The organism is Paraconexibacter sp. AEG42_29 (assembly GCF_040581415.1).
Lineage (GTDB): Bacteria > Actinomycetota > Thermoleophilia > Solirubrobacterales > Solirubrobacteraceae > Paraconexibacter.
In genome coordinates, this window is sequence record NZ_CP114014.1 from 4,752,992 (window position 1) to 4,779,652 (window position 26,661).

24 protein-coding genes are annotated in these 26,661 nt (G+C 73.7%); 8 read left to right on the forward strand and 16 right to left on the reverse strand.

Features of this window, described 5'->3' with window-relative positions; all coding sequences use genetic code 11:
* Positions 1-12 precede the first annotated feature (12 nt).
* The 13 genes from DSM112329_RS23075 to DSM112329_RS23135 form a co-directional block, all read right to left on the reverse strand.
* The gene (locus tag DSM112329_RS23075; RefSeq protein ID WP_354698907.1) at positions 13-1,224 is read right to left on the reverse strand and encodes a CoA transferase; all 1,212 of its coding nucleotides are present in this window, start codon (positions 1,222-1,224) and stop codon (positions 13-15) included.
* Positions 1,221-3,119, reverse strand: a complete 1,899-nt coding sequence (locus tag DSM112329_RS23080) for an aldolase/citrate lyase family protein (RefSeq protein WP_354698908.1) — start codon at positions 3,117-3,119, stop codon at positions 1,221-1,223. The genes DSM112329_RS23075 and DSM112329_RS23080 overlap by 4 nt, the downstream gene beginning before the upstream one ends.
* A 113-nt stretch (positions 3,120-3,232) precedes the next feature.
* Entirely contained in the window at positions 3,233-3,568 is a 336-nt protein-coding gene (locus DSM112329_RS23085) for a TfoX/Sxy family protein (protein ID WP_354698909.1), read from the reverse strand.
* A gap of 63 nt (positions 3,569-3,631) precedes the next feature.
* Positions 3,632-4,366, reverse strand: coding sequence for an urease accessory protein UreD (locus tag DSM112329_RS23090; protein ID WP_354698910.1), 735 nt, complete (start codon positions 4,364-4,366; stop codon positions 3,632-3,634).
* A gap of 55 nt (positions 4,367-4,421) precedes the next feature.
* Positions 4,422-5,102, reverse strand: coding sequence for an urease accessory protein UreG (gene ureG / locus DSM112329_RS23095; protein ID WP_354698911.1), 681 nt, complete (start codon positions 5,100-5,102; stop codon positions 4,422-4,424).
* A 52-nt stretch (positions 5,103-5,154) separates the two neighbouring features.
* Positions 5,155-5,817, reverse strand: coding sequence for an urease accessory UreF family protein (locus tag DSM112329_RS23100; RefSeq protein WP_354698912.1), 663 nt, complete (start codon positions 5,815-5,817; stop codon positions 5,155-5,157).
* 10 nt (positions 5,818-5,827) lie between these two features.
* The gene (locus DSM112329_RS23105; RefSeq protein WP_354698913.1) at positions 5,828-7,540 is read right to left on the reverse strand and encodes an urease subunit alpha; all 1,713 of its coding nucleotides are present in this window, start codon (positions 7,538-7,540) and stop codon (positions 5,828-5,830) included.
* Positions 7,537-7,836 (reverse strand): urease subunit beta, encoded by a 300-nt coding sequence (locus tag DSM112329_RS23110; RefSeq protein ID WP_354702524.1) that lies wholly within the window; start codon positions 7,834-7,836, stop codon positions 7,537-7,539. The genes DSM112329_RS23105 and DSM112329_RS23110 overlap by 4 nt, the downstream gene beginning before the upstream one ends.
* Positions 7,837-7,838: 2 nt before the next feature.
* Positions 7,839-8,144 carry an urease subunit gamma gene (locus tag DSM112329_RS23115; protein ID WP_354698914.1) on the reverse strand — a complete coding sequence of 102 codons (306 nt, stop codon included), beginning with the start codon at positions 8,142-8,144 and terminating at the stop codon, positions 7,839-7,841.
* Positions 8,145-11,033, reverse strand: coding sequence for an ATP-binding protein (locus DSM112329_RS23120; protein WP_354698915.1), 2,889 nt, complete (start codon positions 11,031-11,033; stop codon positions 8,145-8,147).
* On the reverse strand, positions 11,030-11,440 hold the full coding sequence (locus DSM112329_RS23125; protein WP_354698916.1) for a response regulator: 411 nt from the start codon (positions 11,438-11,440) through the stop codon (positions 11,030-11,032). The genes DSM112329_RS23120 and DSM112329_RS23125 overlap by 4 nt, the downstream gene beginning before the upstream one ends.
* Positions 11,437-13,785, reverse strand: a complete 2,349-nt coding sequence (locus DSM112329_RS23130; RefSeq protein ID WP_354698917.1) for a LuxR C-terminal-related transcriptional regulator — start codon at positions 13,783-13,785, stop codon at positions 11,437-11,439. The genes DSM112329_RS23125 and DSM112329_RS23130 overlap by 4 nt, the downstream gene beginning before the upstream one ends.
* A gap of 113 nt (positions 13,786-13,898) precedes the next feature.
* On the reverse strand, positions 13,899-15,734 hold the full coding sequence (locus DSM112329_RS23135) for a hypothetical protein (RefSeq protein ID WP_354698918.1): 1,836 nt from the start codon (positions 15,732-15,734) through the stop codon (positions 13,899-13,901).
* A gap of 160 nt (positions 15,735-15,894) precedes the next feature.
* Between DSM112329_RS23135 and DSM112329_RS23140 the strand changes: the two genes are divergently transcribed.
* Positions 15,895-17,628 (forward strand): hypothetical protein, encoded by a 1,734-nt coding sequence (locus DSM112329_RS23140; RefSeq protein WP_354698919.1) that lies wholly within the window; start codon positions 15,895-15,897, stop codon positions 17,626-17,628.
* Between the two features lie 86 nt (positions 17,629-17,714).
* Here DSM112329_RS23140 and DSM112329_RS23145 read toward each other — a convergent pair whose 3' ends face one another.
* Positions 17,715-18,086, reverse strand: a complete 372-nt coding sequence (locus tag DSM112329_RS23145) for a nuclear transport factor 2 family protein (RefSeq protein ID WP_354698920.1) — start codon at positions 18,084-18,086, stop codon at positions 17,715-17,717.
* 70 nt (positions 18,087-18,156) lie between these two features.
* Here DSM112329_RS23145 and DSM112329_RS23150 point away from each other — a divergent pair, with 70 nt between their 5' ends.
* Together DSM112329_RS23150 and DSM112329_RS23155 are read left to right on the forward strand one after the other, a co-directional pair.
* Complete coding sequence (locus DSM112329_RS23150) at positions 18,157-19,086, forward strand: LysR substrate-binding domain-containing protein (RefSeq protein ID WP_354698921.1); 930 nt, start codon at positions 18,157-18,159, stop codon at positions 19,084-19,086.
* 357 nt (positions 19,087-19,443) lie between these two features.
* Positions 19,444-20,601: a DUF5925 domain-containing protein gene (locus DSM112329_RS23155; RefSeq protein ID WP_354698922.1), complete on the forward strand. Its 1,158-nt coding sequence runs from the start codon at positions 19,444-19,446 to the stop codon at positions 20,599-20,601.
* A gap of 70 nt (positions 20,602-20,671) precedes the next feature.
* Here DSM112329_RS23155 and DSM112329_RS23160 read toward each other — a convergent pair whose 3' ends face one another.
* Complete coding sequence (locus DSM112329_RS23160; RefSeq protein ID WP_354698923.1) at positions 20,672-21,493, reverse strand: hypothetical protein; 822 nt, start codon at positions 21,491-21,493, stop codon at positions 20,672-20,674.
* 201 nt (positions 21,494-21,694) lie between these two features.
* Here DSM112329_RS23160 and DSM112329_RS23165 point away from each other — a divergent pair, with 201 nt between their 5' ends.
* Entirely contained in the window at positions 21,695-21,955 is a 261-nt protein-coding gene (locus DSM112329_RS23165; protein ID WP_354698924.1) for a hypothetical protein, read from the forward strand.
* A gap of 39 nt (positions 21,956-21,994) precedes the next feature.
* On the opposite strand, the gene DSM112329_RS23170 is transcribed toward DSM112329_RS23165, so the two are convergent.
* Positions 21,995-22,597, reverse strand: a complete 603-nt coding sequence (locus tag DSM112329_RS23170; RefSeq protein ID WP_354698925.1) for a helix-turn-helix domain-containing protein — start codon at positions 22,595-22,597, stop codon at positions 21,995-21,997.
* 89 nt (positions 22,598-22,686) lie between these two features.
* On the opposite strand from DSM112329_RS23170, the gene DSM112329_RS23175 reads away from it, so the two are divergent.
* The 4 genes from DSM112329_RS23175 to DSM112329_RS23190 all read left to right on the forward strand — a co-directional run bounded on the left by DSM112329_RS23175 (position 22,687) and on the right by DSM112329_RS23190 (position 26,612).
* A complete protein-coding gene (locus DSM112329_RS23175) occupies positions 22,687-22,860 on the forward strand; it encodes a hypothetical protein (protein WP_354698926.1) in 174 nt (57 codons plus the stop codon).
* Positions 22,857-24,092 (forward strand): cytochrome P450, encoded by a 1,236-nt coding sequence (locus DSM112329_RS23180; protein ID WP_354698927.1) that lies wholly within the window; start codon positions 22,857-22,859, stop codon positions 24,090-24,092. Before DSM112329_RS23175 ends, DSM112329_RS23180 begins: the two co-directional genes overlap by 4 nt.
* A gap of 40 nt (positions 24,093-24,132) precedes the next feature.
* Entirely contained in the window at positions 24,133-24,573 is a 441-nt protein-coding gene (locus DSM112329_RS23185) for a nitroreductase family deazaflavin-dependent oxidoreductase (protein ID WP_354698928.1), read from the forward strand.
* A 221-nt stretch (positions 24,574-24,794) separates the two neighbouring features.
* Positions 24,795-26,612, forward strand: a complete 1,818-nt coding sequence (locus DSM112329_RS23190; RefSeq protein WP_354698929.1) for a CocE/NonD family hydrolase — start codon at positions 24,795-24,797, stop codon at positions 26,610-26,612.
* The last annotated feature ends 49 nt before the right edge of the window (positions 26,613-26,661 follow it).

The following is a 26,661-nucleotide window of genomic DNA, read 5'->3' on the forward strand; positions in this document are numbered from 1 at the left end:
GGGTGGCGACGGTCAGGTGCGGATGCCGATGGTGCCCGCCTCGGCGAGCCGCCCGATCTCGGCGTCGCTGAGGCCGAGGTACTCGGTCAGCACCGCGTCGGTGTGCTCGCCCAGCAGCGGCGCCCGGCGGACCGGGACGCGCGGGACCCCGGAGAAGTCCAGCGGCGTGCCGGGCATCAGGTAGGAGCCGACGCCCGGGTGCTCGGTCGTCGTCCACATCGGGTTCTCGCCGGACAGGCGCGGGTCGTAGTGCACCAACTGCTTGAACGTCTGGTAGGGCCCCCAGGAGACCCCGGTCCCCGTGAACAGGCGGCGGATCTCGGCCAGGGCCCGGGCCGCGAACCACGGTCGCAGGATCGCGGCGATCAGGTCGCGGCCCTCGTAGCGACCGGACTCGCTGTCGAGGTCGATGCCGGCGGCCTCGCCGATCTTCGCGAGTGCCGGACCGAGGCCGGTGACCTCCTGCAGCGCCGCCCACTGCCGCGGCGTCAGCGCGACGATCATCACGCGGCGATCGTCGCGGGTCGCGAAGTCGTGCCCGAACGCGCCGTACAGGTAGTTGCCGTCCTTCGTCTGGTCGTGCCCGTCGAGCTGCGCCTCGGCGACGCGCCCCAGGTGGCCGACCATCGCGAACGCCACGTCCGACAGCGCCAGCCCCACCAGCTGCCCCTCGCCGGTGCGCGTGCGGTGCCGCTCGGCCGCGAGCAGGCCGGTCGCGGTCAGCCCGCCCATCACGGCGTCCCACGACGGCATCAGGGAGTTCGCCGGCTCCGCCAGGTTGCGCGGACCCGACGCCGCCGGGAAGCCGGTCGCCGGGTTGACGGTGTAGTCGACCTCGCTCGTGCCGTCCCGGTTGCCGGTCAGCGCGACCATGATGAGGTCCTCCCGCGCCGCCTTCAGCTTCTCGTAGGAGAGCCAGCCGCGAGCCGGGAAGTTCGTGATCAGGTTGCCCGCCGCGGCGATCAGCGCGGTGATGAGCTCACGGCCCGCGTCGCTGCGCAGGTTCACGCTGACCGAGCGCTTGCCCTTGTTCATACCCGCCCAGAACAGCGATTCGCCGCCGGGGGCGAGCGGCCAGCGCAGGTGGTCCAGGCCGCCGTCGATGTCGTCGAAGCGGATGACGTCGGCGCCGAGCTGGGCGAGCGTCATGCCGCCGAGCGGGGCCGCGACGAAGGCCGAGCCCTCGATCACCTGCAGGCCGTCGAGGATGGGTTTCGTCGTCATGGCATGAGCCCCACTGCGGACCAGTCGAGGACGGCGCGAGGGTGCTCGTCGGCTGGTCCTTGGGCCGACGAACGCGCGCGGAAGTGGACGAGGCCGCCGTCGGCCAGCGGCTCGAGGCGCGTCAGCTCGACGGTGGTCCGCAGCAGGTCCTCCTCGAACGTCGGCCCGAGGTGGTCGCAGGAGTGCCACGCGAGGACGGTCGCGAGGTCCGGCAGCACGCGGACGACGTGCGCCGCCGCGACGCCGATGACGTGGCCGCCGTAGACGAGGCGCTGCCCGTGGGCCCCGCTGCTGCCGTCGGTGTGGGTCATCGCGAGGTTCAGCGACAGGCGTGCGAGCTCGGGGGCGCTGGTCACGGTCTCCCCCGCCTCGACCACGTACCGGCGGTGGGTCTGCAGGTCGGCGAACAGCGGGCCGAGGGGCTCCTCGCGCAGCGGGGCGAGCGTCCAGCCCGCCGGCACGAGGGCTGCCACGTCGACCTCGTGGCCGACCGCGGCCAGGTCGTCCGCGTGGACCGGGGCGGCGTCGCCGTCAGCGTCGGCCGGGCGCGAGGGCAGGAGCGGGCAGCGCCAGAAGTCGAGGACGTCCTTGCCGTCCTGGTCGGTCGTGGTCACGCGCAGCGCCGCGATGCCGCGGCCGCGCGAGGAGCTCTTGAGCGCGACGACCTCCGTGCTGGTGCGCAGCGTGGTGCCGACCGCGACCGGACGGCACGCCAGGCCGCGGTAGAAGAGGTTCCCCAGGACGCGGCCGCTGGGGGCCGTCGACTGCCCGATGGCGATGTCGCAGACCAGGGCCGGATGGGCGAGGAGCCCCGGCGACCCGGTCACGGCCGCGTACAGCGGTGCGTCGAGGGACAGGCGCAGCCGGTCGCCGATGGTCGCCTGGTGCAGCGCCGCGTGGCCGTCGGTGAGCGTCAGGCCCGGCGCGGGGAAGATGTCGCCGACCGCGAGGTCGTCGAAGTACGGCGGCCCGACGGGGATGACGGTGAGGCCGTCGTCGCCCGCGTCCGTTGCGGGCACGTCCGGGACGGGCCGGGCCGGGAGCGCCGCGATGCGGCGGGCACGGCGGACCATCGCCTCGTCGACCATCCCGCCCTGCATCCGCGCGACGGCCGAACCTGAGGCAGCGGCGGCGGCCACGGCGGCCTGCACGTCGGCCGCCCACCGGTGCTCGTCGGGACCGGCGGCGAGCCCGTCGTTGATCGGCCCGACCTGCTCGGGGTGGATCGCCCACTTGCCGTCGAAGCCGAGCTCGCGGACGGCGGTCACCGCTGCGGCCAGGCCGGTCGGATCGCCGAGCCGGAAGTACGGGCCGTCGATCGCCTCGACGCCGCCGGTGCGCGCGGCGGCGAGCAGCAGCTCCTGGGCGACGAGCCACCGGTCCAGGTCGTTCTCGGCGCCGCGTCGCCCCAGGGCGGCCGCGAGGTCGGCGTAGCCGAGGATCAGGGCGGTGACGTTCGGCGCCTGCGCGACCGCCGCGGCGTTCATGAGCCCGAGGGGCGTCTCGATCAGCGCGTGGACGGACGTGCCGTCCGGCAGCGCCGCCGCGACGCGCGCCAGCGTTCCTGTGTCCTCCGCCTTCGGCAGGACGACCGAGAAGCCGTCCCGCGCGAGCCGCGCGCAGGCCGCGAGGTCGGCGTCGAACTGCGGCGTGTCCGCCCCGTTCACGCGCACGGCGACCGTCCGGCCCGACCACTCCGGGCTCGTCAGGGTCTGCTCCACCTGGGCGCGTGCCTCGTCCTTCGCCTCGGGCGCGACCGCGTCCTCGAGGTCCAGGACGACCTCGTCGGCGGCACTGGCCAGTGCCTTCGCGTGCATGCGCGCGGCGTGACCAGGGACGACGAGGCAGGAGCGCCTCACGAGGACTCGGTCGGCGACGTCGGCAGGGGTGGCCACGGGGGTGATGCTACACCTCACCCTACGTCCCGCACACGACGCCCGGACACACTGTTCGATGAACGCGGAGGTTCATTTCCAGCGGCCGGCAAGGACGCTAGCCGGCGGCGGTCTCAGCCCTTGGGCGGCAGCGTGCGGACCAGCGCCACGCTCCGCTCGACCCACGCGGAGAGCGCTGCGTCGTCCGCGATGGCGGACGGGGCCACCCGCAGCCAGCCCGTCATCTCGCGGCCGTTCATCTCCATGGGCGTCACCCCCGGCGCGCCGAGGAGCGCCTCGGCGCTCGCCGGGTCGACGCGGGCCAGGAGGCCTCCCTGGGCGGACGCCGTGACGCTCATGTGTCCGTGCAGCAGGAACGTGAGGCCGCCGAACATCCGGCGCTCGGTGACCGCGTCCTCCCCCGCGAGCTGCTCCCGGAGGCGCTGCGCGAGGTCCTCGTCGAAGGCCATGGGCGGCACCGTAGCGAGCCGGCGGACCCGGGCGACGCGTTGGCTGCACCGGTCCGCGCCGGCTCATCCGTCGCAGGCCGCTGACCAGCGCGTGAGCAGGTGGTCGAGGCCGGCGCCGCGAACCGTGCCGCCGATTCGCCGGACCAGGACATCGCCCGGGCCGAGCACGAACGCGTCGTCCGGGATGCGGGGGTCGTCCCCCGCGGTCAGCGACGGCAGGCCGAACGCCGCCAGGCTCGACAGCACCCGCGCACCGCCCAGGACGGCGGGCGACGCAGAGACGCCAGGGTCGCCGGTATCGAGTCCGTCGTCCAGCACCGGCCGGTCGTCTCGCTCGACCCGGGTGCGGGTGCGGACGGCGCCGCCGGGTTCACCGTGCCGTCCGAGGACGAGGGTGTCCCGGTGCACCGCGGACGCGCTGCCCTCGAGCGCGAGCCGCACCGAGCGCCGCACCCTGGCCCCGTGCGCGATCACCAGCGGCTCCTCCGCGATCACGACGCGGGCGCCGTCGGCCACCCGCACGTCGAGCGACTGCGCGGCGGCCGGGACGCCGGGGGCCATCGGGTGCGCCAGCGTCGCCGAGATGTCCTGCAGGACCAGGGACGCCCCCGGGCCCACGTCGACCTCGAGCCGGACGTCGTCACCCCCGACCAGCATGGCGCCGGTCTGGACGATGCCCACCCGCACCGCCGCCTCGCCGAGGCTCGCTCCCGCCCACCCGCGCAGCTGCCGCAGGCCGATCGGCAGACCGGACCGTAGCTCGCGCACGACCGTCCGGCCGCCGACGCGCGTCACCACCAGCCGGGCCGAGGCGGTCGCCGGACGCGCGACATCAGCCGGTGCCGATGATGCCTCAGTGGCTATGGCCGTACAGCTCCCCGTCCCCATCCGCGTGGAAGTGCGGAACCGGCGGGCCGACGTCGACCGTCGTCAGCGTCCCGGTGCGATGGTGCTCGAGCTGATGCACGACCCAGGCCGCGACCTGGGCCGCGCCGCCCTGGCGCAGGCTGATCGGCAGGACAGGGAGGTCGCCGCGGTGCGACCGCGCCCCGGCGAGCATCACCTCGACGTCCGCCCCGACGTACGGCGCCAGGTCGGTCTTGTTGATGACCAGCAGGTCCGATCGGGTGATCCCCGGGCCGCCCTTGCGCGGGACGTCGTCGCCCCCCGCGCAGTCGAGGACGAAGATCTGCACGTCGGCCAGCGCCGGCCCGAAGACCGCGGTGAGGTTGTCCCCGCCGGACTCGACGAGGACGATGTCGAGGCGGCCGTGGTCGAGCTCCAGCTGCTCGACGGCCTCGAGGTTCGCGGTGACGTCGTCGCGGATGGCGGTGTGCGGGCAGCAGCCCGTCTGCACCGCGACGATCCGCTCGACGGGCAGCACGCCGGTGGACCGCAGGAACTCGGCGTCCTCGGTCGTGTAGATGTCGTTCGTGACGACGCCGACCTCGAGCTCGCCGGAGAGCGCCCGGCACAGCTCGGCGATGAGCGAGCTCTTGCCGGTGCCGACGGGGCCGCCGATCCCGACGCGCATGGCGCGCGCCGCCGACGCGGTGGCAGGAGCGGCAGACGGATGGATGTGGCTGTCAGCTCGCAAAGAGCCTCCCTCGGTCGGTGGTGTGGCGAAGTGAGCGGCGCTCGACGAGCGGCGCGGAGAGGCTCGGCAGGTCGTCGCGCAGCGCGGCGGCGACCGCGAGCGCGGCGGCCTCCTGCAGCTGCGGTGCGAGGCGCGCGATCCAGCCTGCGGCGTCCCCCGCGTCGACCGGCAGCAGCTTGACCGCGGCGGCGGCGACCGTGGCGGCGTCGTCGTGCAGTGCGATCAGCGCCGCCTGCTCGGACGTCAGCCCGCCGGCGCCCGCCACCACGCCGAGCGCGACGCAGCGCGGCGTGTGGCTGCTCGCGGCGCGATACGCCGGGACGATGCCGGCGTCCGGGAAGAGCTGCGCGCCGGTCCGCAGGAGGCCGCGGCCGAGGGTGGTCGCCGCGGTCCGCAGCGCCGGGCTCGGGCAGCGCGCGACCGCCTCGTCGTCGAGCGCCAGCAGCAGGTCGAGGTCGCCTGAGGCCAGCACCGCCGCAGCAGACAGCGCAGCCTCCGTCACGGCGACCGTCCGGAGCCGGCCGCGCATGAACGCGGGCACCTCGTCCGGTCGCAGCCCGCTCTGCACGGCGGCCTCCAGACCGGCCGAGTGCGCGTACGAGCCCGTCGGCGTCCGCGCGTCGGACAGCAGCAGCATGATCGGGTTCAGCATCCGGTCCGCCTCAGAACAGGCTGTAGCGCTGGGCGAGGGGCAGTTCAGCGACCGGCGCGGGCTCGATCAGCTCGCCGTCGACCGTCACGGTGAAGGCATCCGAGTCCACCACGATCGACGGCATCGCGTCGTTCAGCGGCATGTCCGCCTTCCCGGTCGTGCGCGTGTCCCCGACCGGCACCATGCGGTGCATCAGCCCGAGTCGCTCGGGTAGCCCGTCGTGGATCGCCAGCGGCGAGACGAACGTCAGCGAGTGCCGCCCGGCGACCGTCGGCAGCGCGCCGTACATCGGCCGCATCATGATCGGCTGCGGCGTGGGGATCGATGCGTTGGCGTCCCCGATCGGCGCGCCGACCGCCGCCCCGCCTTTCAGGACCATGTCCGGTCGGATGCCGAAGAACGCCGGCGACCACAGGACGAGGTCCGCGAGCTTGCCGACCTCGACCGAGCCGATCTCCGCCTGCAGGCCGTGCGCCACCGCCGGGCAGATCGTGTACTTGGCGACGTAGCGCTTGGCGCGGTCGTTGTCGGCGACCTCGGACGCACTCAGCGCCCCCCGGCGGAGCTTCATGACGTGCGCGGTCTGCCAGGTGCGGATGATGGTCTCGCCCACCCGACCCATCGCCTGCGCGTCCGAGCCGATCATCGAGATCGCGCCGAGGTCGTGCAGGACGTCCTCCGCGGCGATCGTCCCCTCCCGGATCCGCGACTCGGCGAACGCGAGGTCCTCCGGGATCGCGGGGTTCAGGTGGTGGCAGACCATCAGCATGTCCAGGTGCTCGGCGACCGTGTTGACCGTGTGCGGCCGGGTCGGGTTGGTCGACGACGGCAGGACGTTCGGCTCGCCGGCGATCGCGATGATGTCCGGCGCATGCCCGCCGCCCGCCCCTTCGGTGTGGTAGGCGTGGATGGGCCGGCCGGCGACAGCGGCGAGCGTCGTCTCCAGGTACCCGGCCTCGTTCAGCGTGTCCGTGTGGATGGCCGCCTGGACCCCGGCGCGCTCGGCCGCCCGCAGGCAGGCGTCGATCGCCGCGGGCGTCGAGCCCCAGTCCTCGTGCAGCTTGAACCCGCCGGCGCCGGCGCGGGCCTGCTCGTCCAGCGCCTCGTCGGACACGGAGTTGCCCTTGCCGAGCAGCAGCACGTTGACCGGGAACGCGTCCAGCGCCCGGTGCATCAGCTCGAGGTTCCAGGCGCCGGGGGTGCAGGTGGTGGCGCGCGTCCCCTCGGCCGGCCCGGTCCCGCCGCCGATCAGCGTGGTCACCCCGGCCGCCAGCGCCTCGGTGACGATCGTCGGCGTGATGAAGTGCACGTGGCAGTCCACGGCGCCGGCGGTGAGGATGCGGCCCTCGCCGGCGACGATCTCGGTCGAGGCCCCGATCCGCAGCGCCGGGTGGACGCGGTCCACCACGTCGGGGTTGCCGGCTTTGCCGATCGCGACGATGCGGCCGTCGCGGATGCCCACGTCGGCCTTGACGATCCCGCTGTGGTCGAGGATGAGCGCGTTCGTGATGACCACGTCCGGGGCCCCGTCGGCCCGGGTCGCCAGCCCTTGCGCCATCGACTCGCGGATGGTCTTGCCGCCGCCGAAGACGGCTTCGTCGCCGGGCGGTCCGGTGAGGTCGGCCTCGACCTCGATCCAGAGGTCGGTGTCGGCCAGGCGCACGCGGTCGCCGACGGTGGGCCCGTAGAGCGCGGCGTAGCGATCGCGTCCGATCGAGCTCATGACCCGTCCCGCATCTGCAGGCCGGGGACGGACGCCCGGCCGCCGAGCGCGACGAGCGTGATGTCCGCGTCGACCCCCGGCTCGAAGCGCACGGACGTCCCGGCCGGCACGTCGAGGCGGAAGCCGTCGGCCGCCGCGCGGTCGAAGTCGAGTGCCGCGTTCACGTCCGCGAAGTGGAAGTGCGAGCCGACCTGGATCGGCCGGTCGCCGGTGTTCACGACAGTGACGCTGACGCGTGCACGGCCGGGGGCGAGCAGATGCTCGCCGTCGGGCGTCCAGACCTCACCGGGGATCATGCTCACGCGACCGGGTGGTGGAGGGTGACGAGCTTGCGCCCGTCCGGGAACGTCGCCTCGACCTGCACCTCGTCGAGCAGCTCCGGGATGCCGTCCATGAGCTGCTCCCGGGTCAGCACGCGCCGCCCGTCGTCCATCAGCTGCTCGACCGAGGCGTCCCCGTCCCGCGCCCGCTCGAGCACCCACGTCGCCAGCAGCGCGACGGCCTCGGGGTGGTTGAGCCTCACCCCGCGCGCGAGGCGGTCGCGGGCCACCATGCCGGCGACGGACAGCAGGAGCTTCTCCTGGTCGGACGGGGTCAGGCGCACTTAGTTACGTCCCTTCATCGGGGTGAGCGAGGCGTGCTCGGCGAGCTCGGCGGCCAGGGTCTGCACGGCGTGCGGGTCGGGATCGGGGTCGCCCGCCAGCAGCTCGATGCCGGCGGCGTCGGCGGCGACCTCGTGCGCCCCGACCATCCGGCTGGCCCCGGCGATCTGGTGGGCGTGGCGCCGCACCCCCGCGACGTCGCCGTGGTCGAGCGCCGTGTGCAACGCGGCGAGGTCGGTGGTCAGCGACTCGAGGTAGCGGAGGGTGATCTGCTCGCGCAGTGCCGGGTCGCCGCCGGTGAGCTCGTCGAGCACCTCGCTGTCGACGGCAAGACCGCCCTGCGGCGCGCCCGCTCCGGGCCCGGCCGCCGGCCGCGACCACGCCAGGTGCGGGAGCCACCGCTGCAGGGTCTGGGCGAGCGTCGCCAGGGTCGCCGGCTTGACGACGAGATCGTCCATGCCGGCCGCCCGGCAGCGGTCACGCTCGCCGCGCAGGGCACTCGCGGTGAGGGCGACGAGCGGCGTGCGGCCCTGGCCACGGCCGGCCTCGAGGTCACGCAGCGCCCGTGCGAGGCCGTAGCCGTCGGTCCCGGGGAGGTTGATGTCGCTGAGGACGAGCCCGTAGCGCGTCTGCCCGCAGAGCGCGAGGGCGGCGTCCGCGTCGCCGGCGACGTCGCACGCGAACCCCATCGCCCGCAGCTGGCGCTGGATGATCTCGCGGTTGACGGGATGGTCCTCGACGAGCAGCAGCAGGCTCCCGTCACGGGCGGCCTCCTCGCGCCCCGCCACGGCGCGGGCGAGTTGCGGGACCGGCTGGTCGTCGTCCGCGCCAGGTGGCGTGGTCGTCGCCAGCGGCAGCTCGACGCGGACCGTCGTCCCCGTCCCCGCCGCGCTGCTCAGTGACACCTCGCCGCCCATCGCGTCCACGATCTGGCGGCTGATGACGAGCCCGAGTCCGGTGCCGTCCGTCCGCCGCGTGGTCCCCGACGCCGCCTGCGTGAACGGTGAGAAGAGCTCGGCCTGATCGGCCGCGGTGATGCCGACGCCGGTGTCCGTGACGCAGATCGCCACGCGCTGACTGCGCGCGTCGCTGCCACCCTCCACGACCTCGGTGCGCAGCGTCACCCCGCCGACGTCGGTGAACTTGACCGCGTTGGCGACGAGGTTGCCGAGCACCTGGCGCAACCGAACCGGGTCGGCCTCGTGCCCGGCCGCCAGGCGCGGGTCGCGGACCGTCGTGATCGAGAGGCCCTTCCCCGCGGCCGCCTGCCGGTACTGCGCCGCCAGGTCGTCGACCAGCGCACCCAGCGCGACCGGGGCCACCACCAGGTCCAGGTGGCCCGCCTCGATCTTCGAGAAGTCGAGCACGTCGCCGATCACGGCGAGCAACGAGCGGGCCGAGCGCGTCGCGACGTCGACGAGGTCGCGCTGCTCGTCGTCGAGCCGGCGCAGCGCCAGGATCTCGAGCGTGCCGGTGACCGCGACGAGCGGCGTCCGCAGCTCGTGGCTCATCATCGCGAGGAACCGCGACTTCGCCCGGTCGGCGGCCTCGGCGTCCGCCCGCGCCTGACGCAGGTCGGCTTCGAGGGCCTTGCGCTCGGTGACGTCGGCGACGTAGCCGTAGAGGTCGCCGCTGCCGTTCGGCCAGGCGCGGGCCTCGGCTTGGGCCTGCATCCAGGCGACCTCGCCGGTCGGGGTGTAGATCCGGTACTCGTGGTGCCAGGTGTCGCCGCTACGGGCTGCGGCCACCATGGAGTCGAGCCACGCGCCGCGGTCATCGGCGAGCACAGCGCGGGCGACGGCGGGGAAGTCGACCCCCTGGTTCGCGGCGACACCGTGCACGGAGGCGTCCCGGCTCGCGAAGCGGACCGACAGCGCATCGTCCGCGTCGACGTGGAACTGGAAGACGGCGCCGGGGACGCGGTCGGCGATCGTGCGCAGCCGGCGGCCGGCGTCGCGGGCCTCCTCCTCGGCGGCCCGGCGGGCGGCGAGGTCCCGCTGGACGGCGTCCGCCATCGCGTTGAAGTCGCCGGCCAGGCGGCGCAGCTCCAGGACGCCGTCCGCAGGAGCGCGGCCCGACCAGTCGCCGCCGGTGATTCGCCGCGTCACCGCGGTGAGCCGCTGCAGCGGGCGCGCGATCATCCGCACGGCCAGCGTCAGCAACACGAGCACGACCAGGCCGAGCAGGATCAGGATCGCGCTCTGGGCGACCAGCAGGTGGTCCGTCCGGGTCTGCAGCTGCTCGCTGCGCCGGGTGGTGCGGGCATCGACGAGGGCGGTGAACCGCTCGATCGCCGCCATGATCCGGCGCTTCTGGACGTGGTAGGACGCATCGACGAGCCGCCGGTACTGCGGTGCCACGGCCTCCAGATAGCCGGCACCGGTCCCGCGGACGATGCGCGCGGCGACGGTGTCCATCACCCGCCGCTCGAGCTGCGCCAGGCCGTCCGAAGCACGGAGCGACGCGTTGAGCGCGGTGAACTCCCCGGGTGCGAAACGGGCACGGCGCATCAGGCCGGGCAGCGACACCGGGGGGCCGTGCGTGACCCGGTCCCCGCCATCGGCCAGGACGCGATCCCAGAACGAGCTGTCGTAGCCGACCGGGCGCGGGGCCCGACCCCGCCTGATCGCGAGGATCTCCTCGTAGAACCGGCGGTAGCGGGCGTCGCCCGTCGTGACGTAGAGGCGGACCATGCGGGTGAGGTCGTTGGAGCTCTGGCGCATCTGGTCCGACAGGCCGAACGACGTCACGCGGGCGTGCTCGGCGGCGGTGCGGTCGGCGGCGGTGTCGCGCTGCAGGATCGTCACGCTGAACAGCGCTCCGGCGAGCGCCATCACGAGCGTGAGGAGCGTCCCGAAGAGCACCCGGATCGACAGCGCCCGCCGCCTCACGTCGCCACTTCCTTCCCTGCCCCGAACCAGCCGTCGACGGCCTGCAGCAGCAGCCGCGCCGTGAGCGGCTTCGGGATCGCGCCGAGCACCTGCAGACCGTGGTCCCGGACGCGCGCCGCGGCGTCCGCGAGGACGTCCGCCTCCAGGCCGCTGGCGATCACCACCGCCGTGGCCGGGGCCCGCGCGGCGACGTGGCGCAGGAACTCCACCCCGTCCATGCCGGGCATGTCGAGGTCGCAGATCAGGATGTCCGGACGCGGGTCGGCAGCCAGCAGCGTGAGCGCGGACGGCCCGTCGGCGGCCTCCACCAGCGCTCCGGCACCGAGGTTCGCAAGCATCTGGAGCATCGTGCGGCGCTGGAACTCGTGGTCTTCGACCACCATCAGCGTGCAGTCGGCGAGCGTCATCGTCCTCCTCCTGGAAGTAGACCCAGCGCGCGGCCGCGGTCGACCGCCTCCTCGCGCGAGCCGACGCCGAGCTTGGCGTAGAGCGCGCGCGTGTGGGTCTTGATGGTGTTGCGCGAGATGTAGAGGGCGTCGGCGATCTCGCGCAGGCTGCCGCCGCCGGACATGGCCTGCAGGACCTCGACCTCGCGTGCGCTGAGCTCGTCGGCCCCGACGAGGGCGATGCGGGCGGCACCCCCGCCGGCGGACGGGCCCGCGGGCGCAGCGGGGCGGCGGGCCCCGTCGGCCGACTGCAGGACGGCGTCCAGCCCCGCCAGCAGGTGCCCGGGAGCGACCGCGTCGGCCAGGCGGCCGCGGCACGCCCGGGCCGCAGCGTCGGCGGCCTCGCGGTCGCCGGCCGCGACCGCCCCGCGGGCGAGCTCCAGCAGGACGGCCGGGACCATCTGCGACGAGTCACGCCACTCGCGGGCCAGGGCGAGGCCGGCACGGCAGCTCGCGACGGCCTCCGCGCCGCGACCGTCGAGCGTCAGCACCCGGGCGGCCGCGCAGGTCACCGGCAGCGCGTGCGGCGCCGTCCGCAGCGGGCCGGCGTCGCGGGCGGCGGCAGCCCGGGCGGCGTGGTCCCGTGCGGCGTCCAGCGCCCCGCGGTCGCACGCGACGAGCGCCAGGACCGCCGACGGCAGGTAGGCGACGAGCGGCAGCGCGGCGGACGGCACCCGCGGGTCGGCGTCCTGCGCCGCATGGGCCATCCGCTCGGCGTCGTCGACCCGGCCCAGGAGCAGCAGGTGCCAGGCGGTCAGGGCCTGGACTGCGGACCGCATCGGCGCGGCGGCCGGCAGGACCGCGAGCGCCGCGTCGGCGGCCGCGACCGCGCTGCCGGGATCGTCGAAGCACAGCATCGCGGTCAGGCACTCGCGGGCAAGGCCGAACGACGCCGTTCCGTCCGGCATGGGCCCTGCCCACCCTGCGCGCTCACCGTCGGCGAGCCAGGCGTCGCGCCGGGTCCGGGAGCCGTCCAGCGCCGCGAGCAGGGCGCTGACGAAGCAGAGCCGGGCGTCGCCGCGGACGACGTCCGCCGGGAACCGCGCGATCCACTCCCGCGCCCGGCCGCCGAGCGCACCCGACTGCACGAACTGCGTGGAGTGGCGTGCCAGCAGCTCCGCCGCCGGGTCCCAGGCCTCGGCGGCCAGGTAGTGCTGGAGCGCGTCGTGCAGCTCCGTCTCGCCGCCCTCCGCCTCGAACCAGCGGCCGGCGCGCAGGTGCAGCTCGCGCACGCGCACCGGGTCCTCGGCGGTCAGCCGGTGGCGGAGCACGTCCCGCAGCAGGTGGTGGCAGCGATACCACGTGCGCGACCGGTCCAGCGGGATCAGCAGCAGCGACGACCGGGTCAGATCGCGGAACGCGGCGCGCGTCGCGTCCTCGTCCCCCAGCACCCGGACGCAGAGGTCGACGTTGAACCGCTCGAGGACGGCGGTCTCGAGGACGAACCGGCGCTCGTGCCCTGGCGAGGAGCGGAGGACCTCGTCGGTGAGGTCGCCGAAGAGATCCTCGTCGCTCGCGGTCAGCTGGGCCATCACCTCGGTGATGGGGTCGCCGAGGCGCAGGCGCATCGCAGCGAGGTAGAGCGCGGCGGGCCAGCCCTCCGTCCGCCCTTCGAGCCCCGTGACCTCGGCGTCGTCCAGCGCCAGCCCGAGCCGGTCGCGCAGGAACGCCGTCGCCTCGCCGGGGCCGAACCGCAGCTCGGACGTCTTGACATCGAGCAGGTCGCCCTGGATGCGCAGGCGCCCGAACGCGGCCAGCCCGGGATCCCGGCGGGACGCCAGCAGCACCCGGTGCGCCGCCGGCAGCCGTCCGAGGACCCAGTCGAGGCTGTCGCGTGTCGCGCCGTCGTCCGCCACCAGGTGCAGGTCGTCCAGGATCAGCGTGATCGGCTCGGGCGCCTTCGCGAGCGCGTCGAGCAGGGCGATCAGGACACCGCTGCGCAGGTCCGCGTCCGGGGCGTCGACGGCGTCGAGCGCCGGGTCGACGTCCGCGCCGAGCAGCTCGCGCAGCGCCGTGAGGACCGCGGCCCACAGGCGCGGACCGCGGTCCTCCGCGTCGAGGGAGACCCATGCCACCGGTTGGCTCGTCCGCAGCGCGCACTGCGCCAGCAGCGTGGACTTGCCGAAGCCGGGCGGCGCGGTGACGAGGATGACGCGGGCGCCGCTGCGATCGACCGCGTCGAGCAGCGCGGACCGCTCGATGTGCTCGTCGCGGACCGGGGGACGGTGGAACTTCGTCTGGGGGAACACCGCCGCCGCCTTCGGGGTGGGCGGGGTGAGCTCTGACCTCGCGGCAAGGGCCGACACACGCGCATCGTCGTGGAGTGCCGGGCGTCCCACAATCGCCCGGGTGGCGAATCACCCCGGGTGATTCTCGCCCGGCGGGAGGCACCGGCAGGACGGGCCTCCCCGGAGCGACCTCACTTCCGCTGCGGCAGCTGCTCGGTGCGGACCTTCTTGTTGTCGTTGTCGAGGATGTCCACGGGGAGCGTCTTCGTCGTGTTGCGCAGGTAGTGGAAGCGCAGCGACTCGCCGGTGTCGGGGTTGACCCCGTAGAGCTCGCCGAAGTAGTTGCGGGCCTTGAAGTTCGACCGCTTCCCGATCGGCTCGGACTCGACGGTGACCACGAACCGCGCATCCTTGGCCGACAACCGCTGACCGCCCGGACTGGCCACCTCGACCGTCCCGTTGGCGGGCTTCAGCTTGAGGCCGATCGGCGAGCCGGGCTTAAAGCCGATCCAGCCCGTGGCCATGGTGATGAGCCGGGCCTTGGGCGCCGTCCCGCGCTTGTGGCCGAGCAGGTCGAACTGCGGGAACTCGGCGGCGAGCGTCGGGCTGCCCGGGAAGTTGCGGCCGGAGATGTAGAGGATCCCGAGGTCGTCGGCCGGGAGGATCAGCTTGTCCTGCTGGCCCCGGTTCATCTTGATGCCGTCGACGTAGAAGACCACGCCCCCGCCGTTGACCGAGATCCGCGTGGTCACCTCGCGCTTCAGATCGGCTCCGTCGACCGTGACCTCGTACTGCGGGTGGCCCAGGGGCAGGTGATAGCGCGGCTCGGCGCCGCCCTCCCAGTTCTGCACGCTGAGGTCCTGGATGACCTTGACGCCCGGGATCTCGCGGACGAAGCGCCCGTCCTTGAAGCCCGTCTCGCGGCCCTGCTCGTCCTTGAAGAGCAGGCGCGGGTGGTTCGCGTCCCGGCCCCGCAGGACGACCTCGATGTACTTCAGCCGGTCCGGGACCGGGTACTCCAGGTCGCGACCGGGGACCTTCGGGCAGAACGGACACGGCTGCAGGCCCTCGCCGGGCTTGGTCGGCAGCAGGAACAGCGAGCGCGTCCGGGCGTCGCCCTCGTAGACCTCGTCGGCGTTCGCCGGGTTGATGCCGCCGACGTACCGCCAGCGGTTCGTGTTCGTGTCGACATCGACCCCGCGGATGACCCCGGGGAAGTTGTTGTCGTAGACGAGGACCTTGGCGAGGCCGCGGCCCTTGTCCTCGACCGCGAACGGCGTGATCGCATGGCCGCCGGTGCCGTCGGCCTTGTAGATGCCGAGGGTGTACGCCTCCTTGTCGGTGCGCAGCGCCGCGACCAGCTTGTTCAGGACCTGGGTCGGGGTCCCTTCGACCGCGCGGTCGGTGACGGCGGGCAGGGACTGGTAGGCGAAGTCCTCGGCGATCAGGGACTGCAGGTCGGTGTTCCCGCGGACGGGCAGGTCGATCGTGCGGTTCGCGCCGTACACGGCCGGCTTCAGCGTCTTGGCGAAGAACCGCAGGGCCGTCACCGAGAAGCCCATGCAGTGACCGTCGGCCATGGCCTCGTTCTGCTGCTCCATCCACTGTGCTGCGGCCGGGATCAGCCGGCACGTGGGGCCGGTCCCGATCGCGCAGACCTGGTTTCCGAAGATGTCCTCGACGTTCGCGGGGCGCAGGTTGACCGGGCCGGCGTCGTTGCCGTAGTTCTCGAAGGCGAACCCGTCGACGTCGGGACGGAAGCCGGAGTCGCCGACGATCGCGCCGGTCGGCAGGTAGCTGCGTCCGCTGCCGGCGCTGGCCGCGTCCCCCAGCAGCCCGGCGCGGAGCGTGACCTTCCCGGGGGCCCTGACGACCGAGTCGATCGGCGCTCCGATGGCGGTCGACGCCGCCCCTGCCGTGGCGGAGGCAGTGGTCGAGGAGGACTTCCCGCCGCAGCCGGCGACGAGCAGGGCGAGCGTTGCGATCAGCGCCGGGCCTACCGCCCGGTGCCGCAGTACGAGGTTCATGGCGCCGAAGCTACGGCCGCCGCGCCGCGTCCGCACCGGTGATCGGACCCTGAACTTTGGTGCGTTCACCCGGGGTGATCGCGCCGTGGGGGGATGTGCGGTCACCCGGGTCTGCCGCAGCCTGCTGTCACCCGGACCAGCCGCAACCCTGGAGGCGCAGATGGACCTTGACCTGCAACCCGACGACGTGACCCTCGACGACCTGGAGGCACCTCCGGTCACAAGGACCGCGCCGCAGCCGCCCGTCGTCCCCACCGGTGAGCCCGCCGCGAAGGACGCGCGCAGCGAGATGCTCGAGGACTACTCGCTGCGGTACGCCCCCACGACCTACCGCAAGTGGAGCTCGCTGATGGTGGGCAACACCGCCCTCGGCGGCATCGCCTACCTGGCGGACTTCGCGATCGGTGGCTCGCTCGTCGTGACGTTCGGCTTCACGAACGCGCTGTGGGCGATCCTCCTCGCCGCGACCGTCATCTTCCTCACGTCCTTCCCGATCGCCTTCTACTCGGCGAAGTACTCGATCGACATGGACCTCATCACCCGCGGTGCCGGCTTCGGCTACTACGGCGGATCGGTCACGTCGCTGATCTACGCGTCCTTCACGATCATCTTCTTCGCGCTCGAGGGGTCGATCATGGCCCAGGGGCTGAAGCTCGGGTTCGGGCTGCCGCTCTGGCTCGGCTACTTCGTGTCGGCGATCATGATCCCGCCGCTCGTCGTCTTCGGGATGAGCCTCCTGTCCAAGCTGCAGGCCTGGACGCAGCCCATCTGGCTCGTCGGGATGTTCCTGCCGTTCATCGTGATCGCGTTCGCCGAGCCCGAGACGTACTCGGAGTGGACGCACTACGGCGGCGTGGACGGGATGGGCTTCTCGTTCATCGCGATGGGCGCCGGCGCGGGCGTCGCGCTGTCGCTCATCGCCCAGATCGGCGAGCAGGTGGACTACCTGCGCTTCATGCCGACCAAGACCAAGGAGAACGCGACGGCCTGGTGGGTCGCCGTCATCGCGGCCGGCCCGGGCTGGGTCATCCTCGGCGCGCTCAAGCAGCTCGGCGGCGCGTTCCTCGCGTTCTACGTGATCGGCGAGGTCGGCAACGCCAAGGCTGTCGAACCGGTCGAGCAGTTCTTCGCCGGCTTCGACGAGTTCCTGCCCTACACCCTGGCGCTCGGCGTCGCGGTCTTCTTCGTCGTGCTCTCGCAGGTGAAGATCAACGTCACGAACGCATACTCGGGCTCGCTGCGCTGGACCAACGTCTTCTCGACGGTCTTCAAGTGGTACCCGGGCCGCGTGTACTTCGTGTTCTTCAACGTCGGCATCGCGCTCGTGCTGATGGAGGCGGACATGTTCTCCTTCCTCAACGACCTGCTCGCCTTCTACTCGAACGTCGCGATCGCCTGGATCGGTGCAGTCGTCGCCGACCTCGTCATCAACAAGCCGCTCCTGAAGACGAGCCCGTCGTTCATCGAGTTCAAGCGCGCGCACCTGCGCAACTTCAACCCCGTCGGCTTCGGGGCCATGGGCGTCGCGTCGGTCGTCTCGATCGTCGCGTACTTCGGCGCCTTCGGCGAGACGCTGGACGCCTGGTCCCCGTTCCTGGCGATCACCATCGCGATGGTCCTGTCGCCTGTCCTGTCGATCGTGACGAAGGGCAAGTACTACCTCGCCCGCACGCCGACGGTCGACCCGGCCGCGCGCTCCACGGTCCAGGTGCAGTGCTCCGTCTGCGCCGAGCACTACGAGATGCCGGACGTCGCGCACTGCCCGTTCCACTCCGGCGCGATCTGCTCGCTGTGCTGCACGCTCGAGTCGTCCTGCAAGTCGGTCTGCAAGACGGAGCCCCAGCCCGAGGTCACGGGTTTCGCGCTGCCGATGGCAGGCAGCCAGGCCCCATGATCGGCTGACGCACCAAGGTTCCCCTGGTCAGGAGCAAGCACGCGCTACGCCCCGCCGAGAGATGTCTCGGCGGGGCGTTCGTGTCTCTACGAGGCGTCCAGGAGCGGGCGCGGGTCGAAGGCGACGCGGATCTGCGCGATCCTGCCGTCCCGGACGCGGCTCCAGTTCGCCGTCAGCATCGGTGGGGCCGGCCTGGTGTGGAGCTCGAACATCGTGACGACGTCCTCGCCGTCGACGGTCACGGCCTTGACGTCGATGTCGGTGACGATCTGCGACATCCCCTCGATGCCCTTCACACACTCGTCGGGGCCGTCGGCGGTGCCGAGGGGGCCGCGGAAGCTGACGCCGTCCGCCAGGACGCTGCGGAGGCGGTCGAAGTCGCGCGCCTTCCAAGCGCTGAAGTAGGTCTCGGCGGCGGTCCTGGTCGCGGCCTCGTCGGTCTTCCTCGTGGTGGTCATGGGTCCATGCTCGTGCCTGAGTCCCCAGAACTCAAAGAACGATTCTTGCTTCGTGCTAGAACTGCTGGTTATGGAGCTGAGGCAACTTGAGTACTTCGTCGCCGTCGCCGAGGAGGCGTCGTTCACCCGGGCCGCGGCCCGCGTCCACGTCGCCCAGCCGGGGGTCAGCGCGCAGGTCCGGCGCCTTGAGGACGAGCTCGGCCAGGCGCTCTTCGACCGCTCCGGGCGGGCGGTGCAGCTGACCCAGGCCGGCACGGCGATGCTGCCGTACGCGCGGCGTGCCATCGGCGCTGTCGCCGGGGCGCGGGACGCCGTCGACGAGCTCGCCGGCCTGGCGACGGGCGAGGTGACCATCGGCATGATCACCGCGTGCACGTCGCTGGAGCTGATGGACCTGCTGGCGGAGTTCCGCGGCCGGCACCCGGGGATCGCCATCCGGCTCCGCGAGGCCGGGTCCGACGAGCTGCTCGAGGGGCTGCGGACCGGGCACCTGGACCTCGCGTGGATCGGGGTCTCCAGCCACTCAGGCGACCCGCCCGGCATCGCGACGCGCACGCTGGTCGAGGACACCGTCGTGGCTGCCGTCGCCCCCGGGCACCGGCTGGCGGGGCGCAGCGGCGTGACGCTGCGCGCCCTGCGGCACGAGCCGCTGGTCACGCTCGTGCGCGGGACGGGGGTCCGGTCGGCGCTCGAGCACGGATGTGCAGCGGCAGGGGTGGTCCCGACCGTCGCCTGCGAGGCGACCGCACCGCACACCGTCGCCGAGCTGGCGGCACGGGGCCTCGGCGTGGCGACGCTGCCGGCGAGCGTCGCGACCGCGTACGCGGGGGTGCTGCAGACGCTGACGCTCGAGCGCGGCCGGTTGCGCAGCCGCATCGCGCTGGCCTGGCGGGCGGACGAGCCGTCCGGACCGGCAGCTCGTGTCCTGATCGACCACGTCCGCGACGAGCTGCCGCGGCCGGACGCGCCGACGGGCCCGGTCAGGCCCGCCGGGCGATAGCGGACGCAGCGGCACCGCCTGCCGGCGAGCGACCGGGGTCCCGCCGGGTGGACAGCGCGCGCCGTCCGCGCTACTGTCCCGCGCCGTCATGTCCGTCAGCTCTCGCACATCCGACCGCTCGCCCCGCTCCGGGCCGGTCGCCGCCGTCCGCGCCCGCTTCCTCTAGCGACCGCCGCACGCCCGGCCGACTTTCCGGCCCGCGGCGTTCCCCGCACGCAGCGCACGTCCTCGATGTGCCACCACGTGCCACCCGCGCTCGTAGCGGCACATCGAGCGCCGCCCAACGCATCACACCGCCACTCCCGACGCCCGTCCGGCGACCCTCGGGGGGTTCGACTCCCCCGGCGCGTCCTTCCCGTGCCCATCCGCATGCACAACTCGATCGCCCCGTCCCCTGCCGCCACGCGGCAGCACGCGTCGCTGCCCGCGCTGCGCGTCGCCGTGTCCCCGCGCGACGTCACCGACGAGCTCTACGCGAACGACGTGCTGGCCGCGCGCTTCCTGGCCCGGATCGAGCGGGACGACCTGCGCCACGTCGCCAGCCGGACCTTCCCGCGCCGGAGGACCGCGTTCGGGGACCTGGGGGTACTCGGCGAGGTCGAGCTGACCTGGACCGTCGGCGACGCCGAGGACGCCCTGATCCTGGTCGACGGTGTGCTGCCGGCGCTGCTGATCAGCTCCCGCGGGACGTGCGAGGTCGTGGTCGCCGCCCCGGACGCCGCTGCCGCTCGCGACACCGCGGCCGGGCTCGAGCGGGCGCTGCGCGACGAACCGCCACCGGACGACCGCGTCCCGCTGCGCTTCTGGGCCCGGGGCGACAGCGGCGGGGAGCTGCAGCGGCGCGCCGTCGACGCCCCGGGCTGGGACGACGTCGCGCCGAACTACCCGCCTGCCGTACGGGACCAGGTGGCCGGCCTGGTGGCCGCGACCGCGCCGGCCGGCGGATCCCTGCTGCTGTGGCACGGCCCTCCGGGCACGGGCAAGACCCACGCCCTGCAGGCGCTGACGCGCGCGTGGCGCCCGTGGTGCACCGCGCACTACGTCACCGACCCCGAGGCGCTCCTGCAGGGGACGGCCTACCTGATGGACGTCGCCACCCGCCGGCTCGGCGACGAGCAGCGGCCGTGGCGGCTGATCGTCCTCGAGGACGCCGGCGAGCTGATGGCCGCGGACGCGCGCTCGGAGGTCGGACAGGGCCTGTCGCGACTGCTGAACCTGACCGACGGCCTGTTGGGCCAGGGGCTGCGGTGCATCCTGCTGGTGACGACGAACGAGCCGCTCGGGCGGCTGCATCCGGCGATCCGCCGCCCTGGCCGCTGCTGGGCCGAGGTCGCCTTCCCGGCGTTCGGCCCGGCGGACGCGGCGGCGTGGCTCGCACTGCGCGGGGTGGAGCACGACGCCGGCCGCGGTCCGGTGAGCCTGGCGGAGCTGTTCGCGATCGCCGACGGGCGGACGCTCGGGCGGGACACCGCGGCCGGGCCGCGGGTCGGCTTCGCGCAGGCCCTCCGGGCCTGACGCCCCGCCGCGCTCCACGCGCTGCCTGCTGTCCGCGCCGGCGCCCTTGGGATGTGCGGCCGGGGCCGACTCAGGGACGAGCGCGGGCGACCGTCGCGCAGACCAGGTAGTCCACCCCACCGCCGAACGGCCAGCGCCAGAACGCGGTCTCGGTCACGGGGGCACCGAGGCGAGCGGACGCGGCGCGCGGATCGCAGCCGAACGGCAGGCTCCCCTTCAGGGCCAGCCGGAGGGCTGCGTCGGGCCCGTCCTGCTCGGCGCACGCCAGGACGTCGTCCAGCGCGAACGGCTGCCGCTGGCCGTCCCACCAGCCCAGCAGGTCGTGCAGGTGGACGACGATGCCGTCGGGCGCCGCAGCGTGCAGGCGCGCGACGGCCGCGTTGGTCACGCCCTGCCCGGACTGCAGCAGCGCCCGGTCGATCGCGAGCCCGTCCAGCCGTCCGCTGTCGGCGAGCGCGGGGTAGAGGAGCTGCGTGTAGAGGCAGTCCGCGATGACGACGTCGTGCGTGCCGAGGTCGACGTCAGCGGCGGCGCCGGCCGCCGACGGGCGCTCGCCGAGCGCCGCCCGGATCGCCGCGTCGGCCTGACCGCCGGTGATGTCGGCGACCCGGGTGCGGACGCGCGAGCGGTCCCCGAACGCCACGCGGCGGCGCGCGCGGGCGAGGGCGCCGTCGTCCAGGTCGATCAGCTCCAGCGCCTGCGCGCGGGCAGCGATCCGGCGCAGCGGAAGCGTGTCGCCGTTGCCCGCACCGACGACCGCGACGCGCGCGCCACGCGGGACGTGCCGGGCCAGCAGCGACCAGGCCGCTTCACGGGCGGGCGCCCAGCGGCGATGCCGCGCGCGGTCGCCGTTGGCGTTGCGCGCGACGTTGGCCCCGGCCACCGTCGGCACCGCCCGCGCGGTACGTGGCCCACTCACCGGCGCGCCTGGGGCGAGGACGATCGGGCCGCGCAGGCAGGTGCATCGACGCTGACGGGGCGGCCGGCCACGGCGGGAAGGTACACCGCGGGCAGACGCCGGACCCCGCCGACCGTCGGGTTCGCCTGCTGATACATGGATCTACGACTACCTGACGCCCTACTATCGGACGTCATGGCGACCAGCACATCCTTCTCCGCGACCGACGACTGGGCCACGGTCCTCGGGAGCGTCAAGCAGTTCGAGGCCGAGCGACCCGCGCCGTACGGCGTGGCGGTCGAGTCGGCCCTCGAGGACCTGCAGTCCGCGGCCACGAGCGGCCGTCCGCTCGCGCCGCTGCTCGCGGCGGCCACGCGCGCCGGCTGCTCGGCCGACGACATCTTCCATGCGCTCGGCGAGGTTCGCGGGACGGGCGCGCAGGCACCGCCGCTGTAGGCGACGACGACAGCGGCGGCCGGACGCGCCGCCGCCCGGTCAGGCCGTCTCGTCGCCGAGCGCTCCGCGCCAGACGTGCACCAGCGCGTCGAGCAGCGCGTCCTCGGCGAGGGTCGGCCATGCCAGGTGCTCGGTGATCGACCGCTCCGTCGACCACACGAGCACATACGCGCGCGCGTCCGCCTCGTCGGCGGTGATGCGCGGGTTGGACGCCAGCAGCCGGTCGCGCGCCAGGACCCGGAAGCCCTCGTGCACGCGGCGCCACAGCGCGGCGACGTCCTCGTCGTAGGTGGCGCCCTCGACGAGGGCACGGACCGCCCCTTGGTGCGCGGCGAAGGTCCGCAGCAGCTCGCCGAGCGTTCCGCGGACGTCGCCGGTCCCGTCCCGCAGCCATGGCTCGGTGCCGCGTGCGAGCTCCGCCGCCAGCCGCTCCCCGAGCGCGAGCGCGAGCGCGCGCTTGTCCGCGAAGTACGCGTAGAACGTCGCGCGCGAGAAGCCGGCCTGCTTGGCGATGGCGTCGATCGACAGCTCGCCGAACGGGGCCCCGGCGGCGACGAGTGCTTCCGCGGCGTCGAGCAACGACGCCGCTCCGAGACGGCGCTTCTCCGCGACATGCGTGGACCGGCGGGCGAGCGGCGACATGACGACGAGTCTACGCGACACGACGACTGGTATCGAAGTCCAGACTCAAAGACTTGACAAGCTGTCAAGTCGTGGTGCATAGTGTGCCCATGACCTCGATCAACAGCGCAGCACGCACCGCCGTCGAGAGCACGGCGATCATCGCCGTCTTCGGCCTGGGCCGCGTCGGGTTCTTCTCGACGGTCCGCCGCCACACCACGGCGGTCGACGACCTGTTCGCCACCGACACGGTCGACGGCCTGCTGCGGAGGATCGGGGCATGACGGCCACGGCGACCGGCGTCGACCTGAGCTCGCTCGACCTCGGTGACCACGCCCACTGGCAGCCCGAGCCCCCGTACGAGTTGCTGGCGCAGATGCGCCGCGAGGCGCCGGTGCACTTCAGCCGCAACGACCGCTACCCCGGCGAGGGCGGCTTCTGGTCGCTGACGCGGGCCGCCGACGTCCACGCCGCAACGCGCGACTTCGAGACGTTCTCCTCCGAGGGGCGCGGCATCTTCCTGATCGACGACATCGGCCTGCCGCTCGAGGTCCAGCGGCTGCAGATGATCTCGATGGATCCACCGCGGCACGACCGCCTGAAGCAGCTGGTCGGCAAGGCGTTCACCCCGAAGCGGATCGCGGCGCACGAGGACACGGTCCGCCAGATCATCTGCGACGTCCTGGACGAGTTCTCGGACGCAGACCGCTGCGACCTCGTGCATGACATCGCTCGCCCGGTCCCGGCCCGGGTGATCGGGTCACTGCTCGGCACGCCGCTGGAGGACGACAGCAAGCTGCTGCGCTGGACCAACGTCGCCACCGCGTTCGAGGACCCGGACATCCGCTCCGGCTGGGGCGACAGCGCCGACGAGATGGTCGACGTCGTGAACTACATCAACGCGGTGCGCGAGGAGCACATCGCGCACCCGACCGACGACCTGCTGAACGGGCTGATCAACGCGGAGGTCGACGGCGACCGGCTGAACGAGCTGGAGATCGCGACCTTCTTCATCCTGCTGCTCGCCGCCGGCAACGACAGCACCCGGGCCACCTACAGCGCGACCATGCGCGCGCTGATGAACGACCCCAAGCAGCGGCAGCTGCTGCTCGACGACCCGTCGCGCATACCCGCGGCCGTCGAGGAGGGCCTGCGCTGCTTCCCGGCGTTCAGCTTCATGGGACGCATGACCACCCGCGACGTCGAAATCAACGGGACGACCATCCCGGCCGGCGAGCGCGTGCTGCTCTGGTACATCGCGTCGAATCGCGACCCCGAGCTGTTCGAGGATCCCGAGCGCTTCGACCTCACGCGAGAGGGACTCGAGAAGCACCAGGCCTTCGGCGCCCGCGGCCGTCACTTCTGCCTCGGCGCGGCGCTGGCGCGGATGGAGCTACGAATCTGGATCGAAGAGACGCTGCGGCGCTTCCCCGACATGCAGCAGGACGGGGAGACCAAGCGGGTCCAGGCGCTGTTCCTGAACCAGTATCGGTCGATCCCGGTGCGCCTGCGGTAGCCGCGGTGACGGACCGGGGTGCGGCGGGTAACGTCCGACCATGCCGATCAAGCTCCCCCCGGCCGTCGCCCGCTTCAACCAGCGGATCAACAACCCCGTCCAGGGGCACTTCGCCTGGCTGCTCCCGCCGTACGCGCTGATCGTGCACACCGGTCGCAGGACGGGGCGCACGTTCTCGGTCCCGGTCACCGGCTTCATGGCGGGCGACCGGCTCGTGGTGCCGCTGCTCTACGGGCGCGGGTCGCAGTGGGTGCTGAACCTGGAGGCCGCCGGCGGTGGCGAGGTCGTCCGCCGGGGTCGGCGGTACGTCCTCGCCGACCCCGAGGTCGTCAGCACGCCACCCGCGGCCCTCGGCCCGGTCGCCCGGCGGGTCAGCGCGGCGGCCGCGCATCAGCTCGTCGCGCGCCTGGGCGAGCCGCTGCCCGGGGGACCGAAGGAGCTTCACGCGCTACGGCCGCGCAGCCGCCGGCGCGGGAGCTGACGACCGGCATCACCGGACCGTGCGTCCGGTGATGCCGTTCTGCCGTGTCGTCGCGATCGCTGCCCGACTGCCCCAGCCCGGTGGTCGGCCGGCGGGCGCCGAACTTGTGACCGGCGGCCGGCCGGCCGCGGCGATCGTGGCGCGCGCCACCCGTCTCGCGGCCGCGGCCGGGCACCGCGACTGTCGGCGGACCCGCCCCGCGGCTCGGGCATACTTGGCCGATGCGCGTCCCTGTTCCCGCGGTCGCAACGACCGTCCTGCTGGCGTTGCTGGCGGGACCCGCGACCGCCGCACGCGCCGCCGAGGTGACCGTCACCTCGTTCGACGGCACGAAGATCAACGCGGCCTTCACCCCGGCGGAGGGACTCAAGCCCGGCGAGCGCGCACCCGTGATGCTGATGACGCACGGGTTCGGGCTCACGCGGGAGTCGGTCGAGGGAGGCCTGGCCGAGTTCGGGCAGGTCGGTGCGCCGGCCTTCCGGGCACGCGGCTACAGCACGCTCACCTGGGACTCGCGCGGGTTCGGCCGCTCCGGCGGCGAGGTCGGCCTCGACTCGCCGGACGTCGACGGCCGCGACGTGTCCGCCCTGATCGACTACCTCGCCGCCCGCCCGGATGTCCTGCTCGACAAGCCGGGCGACCCGCGGATCGGCATGCACGGCGCGTCGTACGGCGGCGGCATCGAGTGGGCGACCGCCCTGCGCGATCAGCGCGTCGACGCGATCGCCCCCGCGATCTCGTGGGTCAGCCTCACGGACGCGCTCGCGCGGGACGGACGGGTCAAGCTCGGCTGGGGCGCCGCCCTGGTCGGGCTCGGCGAGGCGTCGGGCCTCGCGGTGGGCGTGCTCGCACCGCAGGGGCTGGAGCTCGGGGCGATGCCCGCGGCACTCGTGCAGCACGCGGTCGAGTCGGCCGCCACGGGGGCGGCGTCGCCCGCCTTCACCGACTACCTGCGCGCCCGCGGCACCGAGGACCGCCTCGAGCAGGTCCGCGCCCCCGCGCTGATCCTGCAGGGCACCGCCGACACGCTGTTCACGCCGAGCCAGGCGGTGAAGATGCGTGCGCTGCTGCGGCCGGCCGGGGTCCCGGTGAAGATGGCGTGGTTCTGCGGCGGGCACGGCGTGTGCCTGACGGGCAACGCGCTGGCCGACCGGATCGAGCCGATGACGCTGGCCTGGATGGATCGCTGGGTCAAGCGCGACAAGACCGTCGACACGGGCCCCGGCTTCGAGTGGGTGGCGGACGACGGCCAGGCGCGCAGCGCCGCCGACTTCCCGCTCGCGCGGGCGGGCACCGTGGCCGCGACCGGCAGCGGCACGCTCGCCCTGGCCCCGGCGGCCGCCGCCAGCGGGCTCGCCGTCCTGGCCACCCCGTCCCCCACCGCCGTCGACATCCCGATCCCCGCGCCGCGGACGGCGACGGACGTGGTCGGCGACCCGCAGCTCGAACTGCGCTACAGCGGGCGCGCGGCGGGCGGTCCCACCCATGTCTTCGCGCAGTTGGTCGACGAGGCCCGCGGCATCGTCGTCGGCAACCAGGCGACGCCGGTCGCCGTGGTCCTCGACGGGGCGACCCACACCGTGCAGACGTCGCTCGAGGGGGTCGCGATGCGGATGACGCCGTCGAGCCGCTACCGCCTGCAGATCGCCTCCGACACGACGATGTACGGCGTCGGGCACGCGGTCGGGTCGGTCCGCATCCTCGAGGCGAACCTCGCGCTGCCGGCGGGTGACGCGGCAGCGACCAAGCCGGCGGCGTTCACCCTTCCCGGCACCCGGTCCACCTGCGCCACGCCCCGCACCATCACCCTCGCCCTGGGACGCAGCCGCCACCTGGCCGACATCGTCGTCCGCCTCGGCGGACGCACCGGCAAGCGGATCGCGTCCCGCCGGCTGGCGGGGACCCGGGTGCGGTTCACGCTGAAGGGCCAGGCGCCGGGCCGCGTGACCGTCACGGTCACCGCGCGTCGCCGGGGCGGCGGCAGCTTCACGCTCACGCGGCGGTTCCTCACCTGCGCGCGCGGCGCGGTGCGCGGATGACGCGGCCCCGGCGGGCGCGCCGGTCCCGGCGCCGCGGACGGTCGTCGGG